This is a genomic window from Streptomyces sp. ISL-43, from assembly GCF_018614195.1.
Taxonomy (GTDB): domain Bacteria; phylum Actinomycetota; class Actinomycetes; order Streptomycetales; family Streptomycetaceae; genus Streptomyces.
Map to the genome: position 1 here is coordinate 1 of NZ_JAGGOT010000014.1, position 16,601 is coordinate 16,601.

16 protein-coding genes and 1 pseudogene are annotated in these 16,601 nt (G+C 71.2%); 4 read left to right on the plus strand and 13 right to left on the minus strand.

All coding sequences use genetic code 11. The annotated features are described in order from the left end of the window. Positions 1–222: 222 nt before the first annotated feature. Complete coding sequence (locus tag J7F03_RS10090; protein ID WP_214948356.1) at positions 223–846, minus strand: LysE family translocator; 624 nt, start codon at positions 844–846, stop codon at positions 223–225. A 121-nt stretch (positions 847–967) separates the two neighbouring features. On the opposite strand from J7F03_RS10090, the gene J7F03_RS10095 reads away from it, so the two are divergent. Continuing rightward, positions 968–1,906 (plus strand): LysR family transcriptional regulator, encoded by a 939-nt coding sequence (locus J7F03_RS10095; protein WP_214948357.1) that lies wholly within the window; start codon positions 968–970, stop codon positions 1,904–1,906. Positions 1,907–2,511: 605 nt separating this feature from the next. Here the strand turns inward: J7F03_RS10095 and J7F03_RS10100 are convergent. The 8 genes and pseudogenes from J7F03_RS10100 to J7F03_RS10125 form a co-directional block, all read right to left on the minus strand. Continuing rightward, on the minus strand, positions 2,512–2,670 hold the full coding sequence (locus tag J7F03_RS10100; RefSeq protein WP_214948358.1) for a hypothetical protein: 159 nt from the start codon (positions 2,668–2,670) through the stop codon (positions 2,512–2,514). After that, positions 2,667–4,163: an NAD(P)/FAD-dependent oxidoreductase gene (locus J7F03_RS10105; RefSeq protein ID WP_214948359.1), complete on the minus strand. Its 1,497-nt coding sequence runs from the start codon at positions 4,161–4,163 to the stop codon at positions 2,667–2,669. Before J7F03_RS10105 ends, J7F03_RS10100 begins: the two co-directional genes overlap by 4 nt. Continuing rightward, positions 4,160–4,423: an ABC transporter ATP-binding protein gene (locus J7F03_RS40920; RefSeq protein ID WP_251071699.1), complete on the minus strand. Its 264-nt coding sequence runs from the start codon at positions 4,421–4,423 to the stop codon at positions 4,160–4,162. The genes J7F03_RS10105 and J7F03_RS40920 overlap by 4 nt, the downstream gene beginning before the upstream one ends. Positions 4,424–4,456: 33 nt before the next feature. Continuing rightward, positions 4,457–4,516, minus strand: a pseudogene (locus J7F03_RS40925) (hypothetical protein); the annotation flags it as partial. A gap of 17 nt (positions 4,517–4,533) precedes the next feature. Then, on the minus strand, positions 4,534–5,913 hold the full coding sequence (locus J7F03_RS10110) for an ABC transporter ATP-binding protein (protein ID WP_308379318.1): 1,380 nt from the start codon (positions 5,911–5,913) through the stop codon (positions 4,534–4,536). Then, positions 5,910–6,089, minus strand: a complete 180-nt coding sequence (locus tag J7F03_RS10115) for a hypothetical protein (RefSeq protein WP_214948360.1) — start codon at positions 6,087–6,089, stop codon at positions 5,910–5,912. The genes J7F03_RS10110 and J7F03_RS10115 overlap by 4 nt, the downstream gene beginning before the upstream one ends. A gap of 19 nt (positions 6,090–6,108) precedes the next feature. Then, positions 6,109–6,507: a hypothetical protein gene (locus tag J7F03_RS10120; protein ID WP_214948361.1), complete on the minus strand. Its 399-nt coding sequence runs from the start codon at positions 6,505–6,507 to the stop codon at positions 6,109–6,111. 597 nt (positions 6,508–7,104) lie between these two features. Further along, the gene (locus J7F03_RS10125) at positions 7,105–7,284 is read right to left on the minus strand and encodes a hypothetical protein (RefSeq protein ID WP_214948362.1); all 180 of its coding nucleotides are present in this window, start codon (positions 7,282–7,284) and stop codon (positions 7,105–7,107) included. A gap of 171 nt (positions 7,285–7,455) precedes the next feature. Between J7F03_RS10125 and J7F03_RS10130 the strand changes: the two genes are divergently transcribed. Both J7F03_RS10130 and J7F03_RS10135 read left to right on the plus strand, forming a co-directional pair. Further along, the gene (locus J7F03_RS10130; RefSeq protein ID WP_214948363.1) at positions 7,456–7,758 is read left to right on the plus strand and encodes a hypothetical protein; all 303 of its coding nucleotides are present in this window, start codon (positions 7,456–7,458) and stop codon (positions 7,756–7,758) included. 604 nt (positions 7,759–8,362) lie between these two features. Then, on the plus strand, positions 8,363–8,890 hold the full coding sequence (locus J7F03_RS10135) for a 2'-5' RNA ligase family protein (protein ID WP_308379320.1): 528 nt from the start codon (positions 8,363–8,365) through the stop codon (positions 8,888–8,890). A gap of 650 nt (positions 8,891–9,540) precedes the next feature. Here J7F03_RS10135 and J7F03_RS10140 read toward each other — a convergent pair. Next, entirely contained in the window at positions 9,541–9,852 is a 312-nt protein-coding gene (locus J7F03_RS10140) for a hypothetical protein (RefSeq protein WP_214948364.1), read from the minus strand. 911 nt (positions 9,853–10,763) lie between these two features. Next, entirely contained in the window at positions 10,764–10,910 is a 147-nt protein-coding gene (locus tag J7F03_RS10145; RefSeq protein ID WP_214948365.1) for a hypothetical protein, read from the minus strand. 196 nt (positions 10,911–11,106) lie between these two features. Between J7F03_RS10145 and J7F03_RS10150 the strand changes: the two genes are divergently transcribed. Further along, the gene (locus J7F03_RS10150) at positions 11,107–11,775 is read left to right on the plus strand and encodes a hypothetical protein (RefSeq protein WP_214948366.1); all 669 of its coding nucleotides are present in this window, start codon (positions 11,107–11,109) and stop codon (positions 11,773–11,775) included. 496 nt (positions 11,776–12,271) lie between these two features. Here J7F03_RS10150 and J7F03_RS10155 read toward each other — a convergent pair whose 3' ends face one another. After that, positions 12,272–14,491, minus strand: a complete 2,220-nt coding sequence (locus J7F03_RS10155; RefSeq protein WP_214948367.1) for a hypothetical protein — start codon at positions 14,489–14,491, stop codon at positions 12,272–12,274. Beyond that, a complete protein-coding gene (locus J7F03_RS10160) occupies positions 14,488–16,599 on the minus strand; it encodes an ATP-binding protein (protein WP_214948368.1) in 2,112 nt (703 codons plus the stop codon). Before J7F03_RS10160 ends, J7F03_RS10155 begins: the two co-directional genes overlap by 4 nt. Positions 16,600–16,601: the final 2 nt, after the last annotated feature.

Here is a 16,601-nt window from a genome sequence, read left to right on the forward strand (position 1 = left end):
AATCCAGTCGGTGGATCAAGGTTTAGTGACCCGAGGCTCTCGCGCCAGCAGGGTGGGGAACCTCAACGGGCCCCGTCATCATTCGTCGTCGCCGAAAGGATCTCCGTCTCCGTTCGACAACAGGTTGAGCCCGATCAGGTCTCCATCTACGGTGCTCAGCCCGAGAATTCCGCTCTTGGCTTCAGAGTTGATCTCGTTCGCCTCACCACATTGGACACGGTCTCACATTCCTGTGGCCACCGTCACACCGAGCAGGAGCAGCGCGAACCCTGTCACAGCCCGCAGTCCGCGCTGGACCGCCGGCCTGGACACCAGGGCACGGCCCCGGCTGACGGCCCAGGTGAACAGCACGTACCAGCAGGCGGTGACGAGCGCCCACAGTGCGCCCAGGGCGATGCTGGACACGAGTACCGGGCCCTGGGCCGTGACGAACTGGGGCAGCACGGAGACGGCGAAGACGCCGGCCTTGGGGTTGCCCAAGTTGGTGCCCAGACCCCTGGTGTACCCGCGCCAGAGGCGGTTCCCGGGCCCGTCGCCGGTGGTCGGATGAGGGGCGGCGGCCCCCTGTGCGGCTCGCAAGGTATTCACCCCGAGGACGATCAGTACGATTCCGCCGGCGACGCGGACCACGGCGTATGCGGTGGGATCGGCCAGTAGAACGGCCGACAGCCCGGCCGAGGCGGCGGTGGACCAGATCAGCAGCCCGGTCGCGTTACCGGCGATGGTGGCCCGGGCCACGCGCAGGCCACCCTCCAGGGTCTGCCGGGTCATGAGCGCGAGACTGGCGCCGGGCAGCATCGCCAACAGCCAGGTGGTGATGAGGAATACAGGCAGACGGGTGCGCACGTCAGGGCCTTTCGGATCGCGGTGTCGGGGGTCGCGGGTCGCTGTGCTGCGCCCTTCAGGCTGCCCGGCGGCCGACTGTCGGAGAAGTTAGTGATTCGGCACCGGGCATTAAGATTCATGAATGCCCGCAGACCCCGGACAGCTCAGACTCCTCGCTTTGATCGAGCGGAACGGCTCCCTGACGGCGACAGCTCACGCCCTGGGGCTCACCCCGCCCGCAGTGACACAACAACTGGCCAGGGCAGAGCGTGACTGGCGTGCCCCTCTGGTGCTCCGCGGGCCACGCGGAGCCGTACTCACCGAGGCCGGCGCGCTGCTCGCCGCCCACGGACGGGTCGTCGAGGAAGAAACGGACAAGGCCGCGACGGGACTGTCCGCCCTGCTGGGGCACCTGTCGCGGCGCCTGCGGATCGGCACGTTCCAGGCCGCCGCCCTGCATCTGCTGCCACGGGCCCTGACGGCTCTGCGGCACCGCTATCCGGACGCGGACGTGACCGTCGTGGACGTGGTGTCCGGGCGCGGCGAGGACGAGGTCGCCGCAGGGCGCCTGGACGTCGCGATCATCGCCACGTGGGGCACGCCGTTCACCCCGCCCCCGCAGGTCTCGGTGCACCCACTGCTGCTGGACCCGATGGTCGTGGTCCTCCCCGACGACCACCCGCTGGTCGCCAGACGCCCGCCCGGCACCGCCCTGCGCCTGGAAGAGCTGCGCGACGAGTCCTGGGTCGCCATCCGGGCCAGCCATCCCGCCCGCGACCAGTTCGACCGGGTCGCGAACGCCGCCGGCTTCAGTCCGCAGGTGCGGTTCCAGACCGAGTCCTACGACGTCGCGCAGGCCCTCGTCGGCACCGGCGTCGGCGTCGCGCTGGTCTCCCGACTGGCCCTGACTGGGGTTCCCGGTACCACGCACCGCGAACTGGTCCGGCAGGCACCGCACCGCCGGCTCCGAGCGGTGGCCTCGGCCGACACCACCCTCACCCCCCTGGTGGACGTGTTCCTCGAACTCCTCCGCGATGTCGCGGAAGACATCACCGCCACCTGGAACAGCCCGAGCTCTTGAGCCGAGCTCGCGGAAGTCAGGAGAGTGCGGTGAGTGTGCGGGGCGGGGGGACGGCACGCAGGAGTTCCCTCAAGGGGCGAGATCCGCCGGCCCACTGGGCAAGAGGTTGCGGTCGACGAGGTGGCGGCGCTGCGGGACTTGGCGAAGTCGAGGGCGGGCCCGGAGAAGCGGCCGTCACTGAGCATGGCCGGGACGTCGCCGCCGTGGGTCCACGGCTGGCTGGAGCCGGGTCGCCCGCACCGGGCTGTCGCTGGCCGCCCAACCAGCGCTTGGCGGCAAACCTGAGGTGGTCGTGGGGCAGGTGGTTCAGAAGTAACCGAACTCCTCCAGCACCAGCAGCCACGACACCGCCTGACTGCGATCTCTCAATTTCGTGACAGTGCGCGACTTGCACACATACCGCTTGATGACAGTACCGACGCCCCTGATCTCTCAACGCCCGACAGTGACAGAACACACCGCAAGACCGGCCTCCACCCCACTGACCAGTGCTTCTGCTCAACATCGCGGAAATCCGATCGTCGATCGACGCCGAGTTCGGCGAGGGAGGTTCGCGCCCCGGTGGCGGAAACCCGCCGAGCCGTGGAGGCGCTCGGAGTGTCTCGCTACTTCGTCGCGACCTGCGCGCGGAGCTGGACCAGGGCCAACAGGGCCTGCCTGTACATGTGAATGCTCTGCTCGCTGTGTGTGGCGACTGCCGTCTGGAGCCTCTTGAAGCTCCTGGCTATGGCCTCGTCCAGGTCCTTCGGGTCGATCCCGCTCATGTCGTGTTCCTCTCAGCAGTGGACCGCGGATTTCCGGTCCCGTGTGGTTCCCGACCTCGGGGGGCGAGGTCGGGGCAGTCGTGGACGTCGTACTGGCGGCGGAGGGCCGAACGCGCGGCGAGGTGCCCGCACATGCCGTGTACGGACGGCCCGGGCGGGGTGGCGGCCGAGCACAGGTACACCCCGGGGAGCGGCGTGCTGTAGGGGTCCCAGCGGGCGGTGGGCCGCAGGAGACTCTGCCGCAGGGTCATGGCCCCTGCCGCGATGTCGCCGCCGACGTAGTTCGGGTTGTACGTCTCGTACGCGGCGGCCGGACGTCCGCGGGCGGCGATCACCGTGTCGCCGAACCCCGGCGCGTACTGCTCGATGTGCTCGCGGATCATGGGGACCGGGTCCCGTACGTCGCCGTGGGGTACATGGGCGTAGGCCCACACCGGCCGCTTGCCGCGGATGGCGCGGGAGGGATCCGTCACGGCCGGGTCCACGACCAGGGTGAACGGGACGGTACCGCGGTCCCCGGCCACGACGGCGTTCTCCTGGCGGACGATCGCGTCGTGCGTGCCACCGAGGTGGACGGTTCCCGCCCGGCCCATCAGCGGATCGCGCCACAGGGGCCCGGAGACGAGGAAGTCCGCCTTGGCCGCGCCGGGGCCGGGACGGAATCGCTCCAGACTCCGGCGGTAGCGTGCAGGCAGCCGCTCACCCGCGAGGGCGAGGAACTCCTTGGCCCCGGTGTCGAGCATGACCAGCGGGAACCGGTCGAGTTCAGCGAGGTCGCGGATCCGGTGGCCGGTGTGGAAGGTCCCGCCGTGGGCGGTGATGTCCGCGGCCAGCGCCTCGGCGATCCGGGCGCTGCCGCCTTCCGGCAGGGGCCAGCCAGTGCTGTGCGCGGTGTGCCCGAGCAGCAGGGCGACCGCGGCCGAGGCGAGCGTGGGCAGTCGCCCGACGGCATGCGCGGCCACCCCGGTCAGCAGCGCCTTGGCCTCCTGCGTCACGAACGGGCTGCGGGGCCCGGCGTGGGCCAGCACCCGCGGGCCGAGCAGCAGGGGCGCGATCGGGTCGCTGGGCGGGGTGCGCAAGTCCGACAGGAGCAGGTCGACGACCCCCGCCGACCGGGTGACGAGCGGACCCATCAGCCGGGTCCAGCGGACCCCGTCGGCGCCCAGGTGCGCGGCGGTCCGCGCGAGGCTGCGCCAGGCGGCGACACCCCGGCCGCCCGGGAGGGGATGGGCGTAGGGGATTTCTGGCTGTAGCAGGCGGACGCCGCGGGCGGGCAGGTCGAACCGGCGGAAGTAGGGCGACGCTGCGGCCATCGGGTGGACGGCCGAGCAGATGTCGTGCTCGACCTCGGAGTCGAAGAGGGACTCGGTGCGCAGGCCGCCGCCGATGGTGTCGGCCATCTCGAAGAGGGTGACCCGCAGCCCGGCCCGGGCCAGGGTGACGGCGGCGGCCAGCCCGTTCGGGCCGGTGCCGACGATCGCGGCCTCGCTCATCGGCCGGCTCCGGCCGGGCTGAGCTGGTGGCCGGCGAGGCGCCGGTAGGTGGTGTCGGTGTCCATCAACTCGGCATGGGTGCCGCGGGCCCGCAGCCGTCCGTCCTCGATGACGAGGATCTCGTCTGCCCCCACGCTGGTGGACAGCCGGTGAGCGATGGTCAGAACCTGGCAGTGGGTGCCGATGTTGGTGAGCGCGTCACGCAGGGCGGTCTCGGAATCGGAGTCGAGGTTCGACGTCGCCTCGTCCAGCAGCAGCACGTCGGGCTGCGTGAGCAGCGCACGGGCGATGGCCAGCCGCTGGCGCTCGCCGCCGGAGAGCCCGGTGCCGCCTTCGCCGAGCTCGGTGTCCAGGCCGTCCGGGAGGGCGTCTACGACCTGGGCAGGTGGGCGGCACGCAGCGCCTCGGCCACGTTGCGGTCAGTGGCGTCGGGACGGGCGTAGGTGAGGTTGTCGCGAATGGTGCCGCGCATCAGGGGGGCTTCCTGCTCGACCAGGCCGATGCGGGAGCGGAGTTGCTCCAGCGGCATGGCGGCGGTGTCCTGTCCGTCGAGCCGGATCGTGCCCCGGTCGGGGGTGTGGAAGCGCTCGACGAGTTGGAAGAGGGTGGTCTTGCCGGCGCCGGACGGGCCGACGATCGCGGTGACCCCGGTGGCGGGCAGCTCGAACGACAGCCCGTGAACGGTGGGTGTGGCGGCGTCGTATCCGAACGTGACGTCCTCGAAGGCGATCGAGGCCGTACCGGGCCCGGGCCGGTTCCCGGGCCGCCTCCCGGACCGGGGTGCGTGCGCGGGCCCGGGGCGGTTCTGCGGGTCCGGCTCCTGCTCGATGGCGCCGAGTTCGGTGACCCGGCTGATGGCTGCTCGGCCCTGCTGGAGCTCGCCGAGCGCCATGAAGAACATGACCAGCGGGGACACCAGGTAGAAGAGGTACATGATGAATGCGGTCAGGTCCGCGACGGGCAGATCACCGGTGGCGGTCCGCGCCATCCCCCATGCGATCACCACGGCGAGGGAGACCTGTGTGCCGACGTTCATGGCGGGCATCAGCAGCGCCGACAGTTTGGTCACGCGGATGCCGCTGAGTCGGGCCGTGTCGGCGAGGTCCCGCAGGTGTTCGGCCTCCCGGCCTTCGGCCCGGGAGGCCTTGACGGTGGTCAGCGCGCCGAGGGCCCGCAGCAGCCCGGAGCCGTAGGCGCTGGTGTCGTCGCGGTTGGCGACGGCGGCCTGGCGCACCGCGCGGGCGATGAGCAGCGCCAGTGCGGAAGCCACGCCCAGCCAGCCCACAGTGCCGAGTAGCATCCGCCAGTCGATCCAGGCCATCACCACGATGCAGCCGACGGTGGTGAACCCTGCGGTGATCAGCTGGGCGACGGATGAGGAGAGGGCGACCCGGGCCAGCGAGGTGTCGGCGAGGGTGCGGGTGAAAACGTCGCCGTGTTCGAGCTTGTTGAAGGAACGGATCTGGGAACGCAGCAGTCGACCGGTGAGGGTCGTGCGCATGTCGAGGACGATGTTCTCGCCGGCCCGGCCGATCAGGTAGAAGTGCGCGGCGGCCAGCAGCGCGTCGGCTGCGAACAGCGCGCCGATCCACGCGATGGACCAGGTCAGGTCTTCGTCGTGGGCGACCGCTCCGATGAGGTCGCCGATCAGGAGCGGCTGGAGCAGGGTGGCGGCGGTTCCCGCCAGGCCCAGCAGGACGCCGAGGCCGAGCAGCAGGCGGTGGCGCCGGACGAGGACGGAGATGTTCACGGCTTGCCCTTGCCCAGCACGATCGCGGCGACGGCGGCGATCGACGCGGCGAACAGGAGGGCCTTCACCCATGTCTCCCGGGTGAGGGTGCCTTCGGAGCGGAACATGATCACGGTCGCCGGGACGGCGAAGGCGAACGCGGTGGCGAACCAGGCCGCACGGCTTGCTGTCAGCACTGCTGATCCCCTGCTTCTGTTACGTGGTGCGGTGTGTGGTGTACCAGTCGTAGGGCTGGAGTCCCTCGGACGGATCGAAGGAGCCGAGCGTGAAACCGGCTGCGTCCAGGCAGTTCTCCACCTGTTCGCGGCCGATGAGCAGTACCTGCTCGCTGAACTCGACCGGTGGCCTGCCCTGCTCGTCGACGCGTGTGCCCATGGTGAGCAGGTCCCTGTCGTCGAGCGTGACGGTGAATGTGGTGGTGCCGCCGTGGTGCGGGGTGGGCACGGTGAAGGTGCCCTGATCGGCGAGTGGCCGGTACACGCTCGACGCGTAGTATTCGAATGACAGCGAGCCGCCCGGCACCAGGACCTCGTGGATGTGGACGAGAGCGATGGTCAGCTCGTCAGGGCTGCGTACGCAGGCGAGCGACCCCATGGTGGAGTAGGCCGCGTCGAAGATGCCGGTGACCGGTAGCGGCAGGCCGAAGTCGGCTTCGACGAGCGAGACGTTCGGGGGCGGCGGCTTGCGGCGAACTCCTCCAGCATCGGCCGTGAGTTGTCCACGCCGACCAGCTCGGCGGCCAAGGCCGCCACGGGCGTCGCGACCCGACCGGTCCCCACACCGATCTCCAGGACCCGGGCTCCCGTGACGGACGGCCGCAGCCGCTCGACGGCTTGCCCGGCGGGCATGGCTGGAGCGATCAGGGAGTCATAGACCGAGGCCACGGCCGTCCCGTACTGCGGCGGCGCGGTCACGCGGTCACCTTCTCGTAGTCGAAGACCATGTCGTAGGCGGGCTCTTGTCCAGTCGTTCAGGCCGCCGTGTTCGCGGTCGGACCGACGCACCATGTATTCGAGGCTGGACAGTAGGTGGGTGGCGGCGGACAGCCGCTCGGCCGTGGTGAGCGGTTTCGCACACGCTGCTTCGGCCGGTCTGCGCAGACGTGACAACATCATCTGTTCCTGATTGCGAGGCTGTTGGTCCCCGAGGGGGCCGGCCCAGTGGTGCGGGCCGGCTCCCTCGGAAGATTGGCTACTTCTTGGCCGAGGCCACGGCCGCTCCGACACCGGCGGCGGCGACCAAGGCGCCGCTCACCTTGGCGCCCGCGACCGCACCCGCGACGAAGGCGGCCGGGGTCGCCATCACCGGGGCATAGGCGTCGCCCGACGCCTGGATCTCGACGGCGTTGATCTTGTCCATGAGGATCGACATGGTGTTTTCTCCATAGATCTGATAAATCGGACAGTGGCCGGTGTCGGCAGGCACTTCCACTGCCTGCCGACGCCGTGACCATTGACAGGTCGGCGGGGCCGGTCCGGGCGTGTCCGGACCGGGCGCCCGTGGGGGACGCGGAGCCAGGGGCTCAGCGGGGCCGGTTCAGCGATGGCGGCAGCCACGGCCGCACTGTGCCGGACGGTGGAATCCGCGCTGGTCGCCACGCTCCCGGCGCTCTTCGTCCTGCCCATGGTCGCCGGAATCCACCTGCCGCGCGAGGTACTGCCCGAGCCGGTGGGTGATGCCCTGCTGTACGCCCCGATGTCGGCCACCGTCGACCTGATCCGTACGGGATGGACCGGCGAGCTGACCGCCCTGGACTCCCTCGCACGCTGCGCGCTCTCCCTCGCCTGGACGGCCTTCTTCGCCTGGATCGCCGCTCGCCGCTTCCGCTGGGAACCCCGCACCTGACCCGCCCCGGCAGACTGGGCGAGTCGTCGCGGCGAACGGCACCGTGCCCCGGGGATGGCCCTGGCCGTCATCGGCGCGCTCACGGGCAGCCTGGCCCGCCCGCCGCTCCTCATTCTCGGCGGCCACGACTGCGGCCTGCCTGGCGGAGGTCATCGAGGCCCGGGACCCTCTCACGTTCGCGACAGTGAGCACGACAGGAAGAACATCCCCCTGTCCAGCACCCCGATCCACACCCGCAGAAACTCACCACTGACACCCATCTCACTGACACGAAACCGAGAGATCGCACCCGGCGCCCGCCTCGCGGGCGGCGTGACGCTGTGAATGGGCGCGCTGGTGGCAGCCGACCACCTCCCACGAGGCGCCTCATGACAGCAGCCTGCTCACCCCATGACAGCCATGATCACAACCCCTGCAGAGCAGGAGCAGGGACAACCCCCTCGACCTGGCTGACGCTCACCCGGTGCCACCAGCGCACCCATTCACAGGCACCTTCAGCAGGCGGCGCGGCAGGGCGTTGCCGGCCAGGAACCCGCCCCCGATCTGGAGGCAGAACCCCGCCACCACGGCCGCGGTCGGCCACCTGGCCTGCGATGATGGTGGAGTGCCAGAGCCAGGAACCAGTGCCGTCGTCATTGTTTTGCCCGATGCCGCCCCGCTCCTCGATGCGGCGTGGCGTATCGATCCGGCTCTGGTGCGTCGTGGGGTGCCGGCGCACGTCTCGCTCCTCTACCCATTCGTGCCGGAATCGGCGCTGGCAGGTCAGGACGAGGAGGGTGTGCGTTCCCTGGCGGCGAGTTTTCCGGCAGCTGATCTGCTCTTGGAGGAGGTCGTGACGGCGTCCGGCTTCGTCGCCGTCACCGTTCCGGAACTCCAACCGATCGTCGATGCGTTCCGCGCCCAGTGGCCCGGGTTGCGCCCGTACAGGGGCCGCTTCGGGGCGCGGCCCGCCGCCCATGTCACGGTCGCTATGGGTGCGGACAACCCGACAGCCGCCGCCCATGTCCGCGCTGCGATCGGCAGCCTGCTGCCGCTGCGCACCCGTGCGGCGGCGGTCCAGCTGGTGGTGCTGACGGAGGAAGGCTGGCGGCCGCGGTTCACCGCGCCGCTCGGCGGCCCGGACGGGCGGTGAACCCCGCCCACCGGTCCACCCCCCTGGCCGCGACCACAGCCCGAGGCCAGCAGCCCACCCTTGGCCACATCCCGAGGACCAGTAGGACTGCGCAACGACCAAACAACCTGCACAGCCACACCCCAGACCGAGAATCACCCAGGCCAGACGGCCGACGACCCCCGACCCTGCGCAGATTCAACGAGCCATCGGTACCACCAAGCCGCTCAACCAAACTACACAACCCCAGGTCACAAGCATGACTACTGCCCAGATGCACTGACCAACGACACGTGTGTCGGCGATCGGTGGAACTGCGCACTCTCACCGTCCGGCGACAGAAGGCTCTCAGCGTGAAGTCAGAGCTTCGTGTCGAGGTGAAAAGCTGTGTCGTTCCGCTGGTGAACACGCTGTCGCCGTACTGAAGAAGGCCCGGGTACAACCGCTGAAGACCTATCGCCAACCCCTCGCGGCCGAACTCCGCCCCGGCCGCACGAAGCTGTCACCCCGTCACCGCAACCCGCTGTCACCACGCAACGCACACCAAACGCACCACCACAGGCAGCGCGCAGCGGCCACTTAGTCCGCCTGAGCGCGACCCCGGGAGTGCCTCCTCATGCTGCGCCCACGGGCAGGGCGCAGCATGAGGAGAGGCAGCAGCGCACGAGGGCTTAGCTGGAGCTGAACCGTACGCCCTGGGCCGGCTGCACGGGCGGACCCACCGCGTCCCAGGCGGCTCCAACAGCCACCAGGGCGAGCAGTTGCTTGCAGCTCACGTCGGCGTACAGGAAGGCGGTGGCGTCGGTGTCGTTGGCCGCGTGGACCGCTCCGCCGTCCAGCGGCAGGCAGGCATCATCTGCTGGGGCGACGAGCGCGCTCGAGGTCCCGTCGTCGAACCTGGCGTAGGCGAACTCTCCGTCTGCGGCGGAGGCGGAGCCGGTGAGCGTGGTGAGCAGCGCGATGGCACCGCCGACGGCAGCCACGGCCCTTCCGAATGAATGGATCTTGTTCATGACCGGCTAACGACCCGGCCAGGGATCGGTGACTGAGCAGGACCGGACGACCGCGCTCACGCTCATAGCGCGGTACCCGACGGGAACATGCGGGTCTACCCAACCGGCCCCACGTCCGCTCGGCACCGAGCAGTCACGGACCAGACGGCCGACGCTGCTCCATCGCAGGCCTATACGGGCGTGAGAGGCGTGTGGGGCAAAGGCGGCACTTCCGTCGCCATCCGCCACCGAGTAAGGGACCGCCACCGTCACCGCCGGTACCCCGCCCCCTGGCAGGCGCAGCCTGCTGCCAGTGAGCGGGCCGCGGCCGGGGAGACCCGGGCCCGGGACGCGGGCGCGGACGGTGGCGCCGTCAGGGAGTGGAGGGTCGCGTCCACGAGGCGGCCCACCACAGCGGAGGGACGGACCCTCCTTCCACAAGGTGTTCTCGCCGAGAGGGGCAAGGTGCGCGCCGAGGAGGTTGGTGCCCCCGCGTTCGCGGACCTGCTCCATGCGGGCCGCCAACAACGGCCGCTGACGGGAGCCGACCAGGAGGCCCACCTCCTGCTCCGGCAGCACGTCCTTGACCGTCGCAACGATCGTGGCGTGCGCAAGCCGGTTGACCCCGAGATGCTCCAACGCCTTCGCCCGGTCGCCGAGATCGAGGTCGCGCGGGACGCTCAAGCCTTCGGTCAACGGTCCCCACGAACGCTTCGCATCCGTGCTCGCGGGCGGCGCCCACGGATCGACGGCTTCCCGCACCGGCGGCGCGGCAGGCGCGGCCGGTGTGGGCGCAGCGGCGGGCGCGGGGACCCGGGCACCGGCCAGCCCCGGAGCGGGAGCAGGGGCCGGAGCGGCATTCGCGGCCGAGGCGGGCGCGGGTGCCTGGGTGGCGGCCGCGGTTACGGCGGCGACGGCCTGGTCCACGCCGACCCCGCCGCATGCGCGTCGGTCAGGATCCGGGCCACATCGATGCCCTTCGCGTCGAGGCGGCCCATCGCGGCCGCGATGCCCGGCCACGCCAGGGACGCGAGGATCGCATCACGCACCAGACCCTCGACGCGTACTGGCCGTCAGCGTCAGTGCGTCTCCTCTCCAACCGGTGCAGGCCCTGGGGAGTGCCCGACGGGGCGCGTGGAGCGGCTCTTCGCGGCCCGGGCGTTCCCCTCCGGGTGTGCCTGAACGGCGAATGAGATCATGAGGGCGGAAGCGCCGCCGTGCGGCGACGCGGGGGAAGGACAGAGCGTGGCCCAGGGGCGGATGACGTACAACGTGCGGTATGGGACGTCCTTGCCGGTCGTCGTCCGCCACGGCGACGGGGCGGGACACGAAGGGCATTTCGCCATCGGGCTGCTCTGCCGCGTGTCCGACGGCCACGGAGTAGCCGTGCACCCCTCCGCCCGTACCTTCGACGTCGTCGGTGAGGGCCAGACCGCGATCGCCCGGGTGTCGACGGAGGAGACAGGCTCGCGCGTGAGCGGACGCCCCGCCGTCTACCGCGTCGACGACCCATACGGCGCCCCGCTGGGCCGGATCACGTACCGGCGCGGACGCGCCCTGCGCGGCGCCCGCGCGCGCTGGACCGTCGAGTCGGTGACCGGACACTCCGTGCGCGGCTTCCGTGGGCGCCTGTTCTGGTGGGCGGTGTGGTGGCCCGTCGGCCTGCCCGTGAGCCTGGTGTGGCTGATCCTGTCCCTGCTCGGCGAGGGCGACGACGCCTTCGGCAAGCCCCGCAGGGTGATCTGGCGCGACTCCTCACGTCAGGCGCACCTCGTCTTCCGGGGGGTCGCGGACGAGTACCGGGTCCTCGACGGGAGCTGGGACCCCCGACTGGTGGCCGCGCTGATCGGACTGCACCAGTCGTACGACCCGTCGGAAGGCAGCGGCGAGAACGGCTGGTACGCCAGGCCCTGAGTTTGTCGTCTGACATCCGGTCCGTTGCGGGGTGGGTCAGTCGAGCCGGCCGAGCATCGCGTGCCACGTTGAGCGGCTCGGACGTGCGGCGGAGGACGGCGACGCGGCTCTCGTCGCCGAACTCCTCGCCGCGGGCGTCGAACCCGACGCGCTGGGCGGAGGCGGGCCTACAGAGCCCCACCACTTCGGCCGTGGCTGGCGCACTGTGGTCCGAGGGCCTGACCATCGCGCCGATGCGCGCTGAGCTTGTCCTACCTAGTCCGCGCCCGGCTGCCATAGCCCGTCCCGGCCGCGGCCGCATGGTCCGGCACGATCGCCTTCGGAATGCGGGACTTAGCGGGGGACTTGTTCGCCGGACCTGGCGTAAAGCCTCGACATCGACCCGGACGCGCCCGCGCCCACCGCAGGATCCTCCGGGCGCGACGTGGCAGTGGCTGACCCGCCTGCGGCCTTGACCACCCGTCCGGGACCACCCGTCCGGGACCGCCCGTCCTGGTCACTCGCCGAGTGCCGTACGGACACCGTCGATCGACGGCGTCTCGGTGTCGCCCGGGGCGGAGGTGCAGGCGACGGCACGCCGCAGGGCCCGGTGGAGCAGGAACGGGGCATCCGGGCCCAAGGCGTCGAGAAGTGGGGCGACGGCGTTCTCGAGCATCGCGGTCGCCATGGCCCAACTGGTCGCGGTCTGGCCGTACAGCAGCCGCAGCGCGACCTCTGGGTGTCTGCCGAGGAGGATGCCGAACAGCTCACGCAGCACCTCGTCACGCTCCACGCGTTCCAGGGGGTGGCTGCCGGAGAGTTCGAGCGTCCGCTCGAGCAGCTGCTCCGCGTCGACCAGGTGGGTCGTGACCGGGGACCGCGCCAGCTGCAGCATCGTGACCGCGTACTGGACAGGTTCGGCCCGTTCCGCCGCTGCGACGACATCGGCGGACAGCGCGCTCACGGACGCGTGGTCGGCGCCGAAGATCTCGGCTGCGCGGGCCGTCAGAGCCGCCACGGCTGGCAGCCTGGGTGTTCGGAGCAGGGGCCGCAGCCGGGCGGCGCAGGCCTCCGGGCCGCGCAGGGCCAGATCCGCGTAGGCCGTGTACAGCTCGTCCTCCAGGACCGGCAGGGACGCGACGGACGGGGGAGCGCCGTGGGCGGTCGCGAGGTGCTCGTTGACGATGGCCGCGGCCTGCATGACCCCGGTGAGCAGCGGCCCGTGGACGTCCGAGGGCGCTTTGAGTAGGGACCGGTGCGTGTGGGCGAACACCGGATACGGTTGCCGGCCGTTCATCACGTCGGCTGCGTAACGGCGCGAGGCGTCCGCGGCGAAGGCGAAGTGGAACATGGTGAGCAGGTACGCGGTGCCGTCGGCGCGGAGGAGGGCCATGGCCGGGTCCGCCTCCCACGGCGTGAGCCGGACCGCGGCCTCGAACCTGCTCCGGAGGTCCGGACGCACGTAGGCCAGCGGTCCGTCCTCCTGCTGCGTCAGGTTCCACTCGTACGAGGGGATCGCGGTGTACGCCTCCCCGAATTCTTCCCATAGCCGGTCGCCCGTCGACTGGTCCGCCACGGCCGCGGCAGTGCCGAAGAGCCCGGCGAGTCCGACGGCCAGCTCACCGGGGTCGGTCAGGGCGTGCACGAGGGTGCGGGCGCGGCCCAGGTCCCGTACGGCGACGGCCTCGGCGAAGCAGCGGACCGTGCGGGCCCAGGAGAACGGATGGCCGACCGACCAGGTGCTGGGCGACATGGCGCGCAGGAAGTCCGACGGATCGGTGTAGAAGCGCTGCTGGACTAGTCGATGCCAGTCGTTGGTGTGGTTGAAGACCATGGGCCACTCGGCCGCGGCGTCGCTGATGGGGCTCCCCGAGGCCGCGTCGCTCCCTTCCCCGGCAAGGTGGTAGAAGCCCCACAGCTCCGGGTCTGCGACGGGCGGTGCCTGCTCGGCCGCGTGCAGTGCCTCGTCCATGATCGACCGGGCGGTGGCCAGGTCCCCGGCGTCGGCACGCCGGTGGGCGACGAGGGTGAGCGCCGAGTAGCGGTCCTCGAAGGGCGGCTGCCACTGGGTGGTCTCGATCGCGCGGGCGTAGGCTGCGGCGCGGTCGGGGGCGTGGTCGGTCAGGTTTTCGGCGAGCGTCTGCAGGTCGCCGTCGTGGTCCAACCGGCTGAGGATGTCCCGCGCGGACGGCTCGGGAGGCACCGCGGCGCAGGCGGCTTCGATCACCGCCGTCGCCGCCTCGGGGTCGAAGGTGGCCAGCACCTTTGCGGCCTTCATCCTGTACGAGACGTCGCTGCTGAATCCCAGGACGCGTTCGATCAGTCCGCGTGCGGCGGGGAGGTCGTCGAGAGCCGCCCAGGTACGGGCCGCGCTGCAGAAGGCGTCGACGACGCGGTCGTTCACCTCAGCCGTGTCGAAGCTCCGCAGCAGTTGTCGCGCCATCGGCGGGTACGGGCCGGCGGCGTGTTCGGCCGCCTCGGCCGCCGCGTCGGCCAGGGCGGGGTCCTCTCCGGGCCAGGCCTCGGCCAGTTCGTGGAGGGCCTGTTCGACGAGGTGGTCGGCATGGTGGGGGTGGGTGTCGTGCCGGGCGGCCGCGAGGCGCACGAGTCCGGGCAGGCGTTCCGCGGGGGTGGCGTGACCGAGTGCGCGCTCCGTCCACGCCAGGAGCTCGTCCCGGTCTTCGCCGCGGGCCCGGTCCGCCAGGTCGAGGTATGCCCCGGCACGGCCGGCGGTCATCCATGAGACGTGCTCGATCGCGTCCCCGGTGTCGGCCGCGTCGGCCGCCGCACGCTGGACCGCGTCGGGCGGGGGTCGGTGGACCCGTGCTGTGCCCGTTCCCAGAGGTGCAGGGCCAGCCGGAGGTCGTGGGGAGCGAGCGTGCGGGCCGCCTCCTCCATATAGCCGCGTGCAAAGTCGTGGGTGACAAGCGGTGCCGCCGACGCGGCCTCGCCCAGTAACTCCCGTACGGCCGCCCGGTGTACCGGGTGCGCGGTGTGACGGTGCACTTCGAGCAGAGCGGCCATCTGATGTTCGGACGGCGCCATCGCGCTCAGCCGGGCCATGGCTTCGTCGACCCTGCCGAGCCGGGCCAGCAGGCCGTACACGGCGGGCGCCGCCATGGAGGTCGCGCGCCGCAGCTGGCGCCGCATCGTGGCCAGGAACAGCATCGTCGGAGTGTCCGACGCCGTGGGAGCGGCGTCGACCAGGTGCTCGGCAGCCGTTTCGACGACCCTGGTGAAGTGCCTGTCGGAGCCGAATGCCGCCCGGCCGGCCAGGCGCAGCCCCGGACACACCAGTTCCGGCACCTCGGCGGCGATCGCGGACCGGCATTGGACGAGGTGGTGGGCGAGGTGGGCCAGGCCGTATCGGTCGACCGCCGACCAGTCGACGTCCGCCCAGGACTGGGCCCCGGCCCGGTAGTGCCGCACGATGCGTTCGTGCCACTCCTGCTCGGCGATGCCCCAGTCGGGGTGCTCACGGCTGACCTGTGGGTCCGTCAGGAACTGGGCCACCGACGAGTGGTAGAAGGCGTACCGGCCGTCCCGGACGGACAGCAGCCAGCGGATCCGACCCAGGACGGTGCGGACGGCGCGGGGCCACACCCGGACCCCGGTCAGGGTGCGGAGCTGTTCGGGGGTCATGGGCTCGCGTGCGACCGCCAGTACGCCAAGGAGGGGCTGGGCGGCTCCCTCCCAGGCGGGGGTGACCAGATCTGTGGGGGTCAGGGGGTCGCTGATGTCGAACACGCCCAGCCGTTCCAGGTCCGCGCGTGCGGTCTCGACGAAGAACGTGTACAGGCCGGGAAGGCCTCCCGGAACGGTATCGGCGCTCATCATGCGTGCGGCGAGCGGCGCGTCGCCCTCCTCGATCGCCTGGCGCAGGGCCCTCAGGTACATCGCCAGGTACAGGAAGTTCCCGCTCGACTGCTGGACCAGCGTGCGCGCGAACGCGACGGGGTCGCGTCCCTGCGCGCGCAGCGCCTTCGCGGCCGTGACCGAGGCCAGCTCGCGGTCCGCGTACGTGAGCAGGTCGTCCCGCACCTGTGGTGACAGCGGGTCGATGGCGATCTCGGCGACGCTCCCGGCCCGGGCCTCACGGAGCCGGTCGAGTGCGGGATGCGGACGCGAGCTGACGACGACCCGGACGTTCGCCGGTAGCTCCGGGCCCGTGGCGAGCCAGTCCAGCAGGGTGGCGCCCGGCCCGTGCGCGCCTTCGTCGAGGGCGTCGACGAGAATCACGATCCGCTCGTCCGGCGCGTCGGACAGCAGCACCTGCGCCGGACCGATCAGTGCGAGGTGGGCGAGGACGGCCGGTTCGAGCAGCCGTGGCTCCACGGTCGCGGTGCCGATCTCGACGCCCAGGGCGCTGCCCGACACCTGGAGGATGTCCTGCTCCACACGCAGGGCCGCGGTCCGTTGGAACGGCGAGGCACGCAGGTCGTCGATGCGGATGCCGACCGCCCTGGCCCCGGCCTCCACTACGCCGATGTGCTGTTCGACGGTGACCTCCAGCCTTTGCGGCTCGAACAACTCCGGCCAGGTACGGGCGAGTTGGTGGCCGATCGTGAGCAAGAACGACTGGAGGTCACTGCCGACGAGCGCGGTCCGGCTGTCCTTGCGGATGAAGTAGTGCTGCCACTCGGGGTGGGCGCGGGCCAGACCGGCGAGCAGGCTGGTCTTGCCGGCGCCCGGTTCGCCCGTGACGAGCACGATGCGAGTCGAGCCGTCCGGCAGAGCCCGCTCGATGTCCTGGACCAACCACGGGCGTGGTACGTACTCCGTGGAGCGGTCCGCGATCAGGTCCCCGAAGAGCAGCCCGGCATCGTCGTCGCGCTTGCCCGCCATCG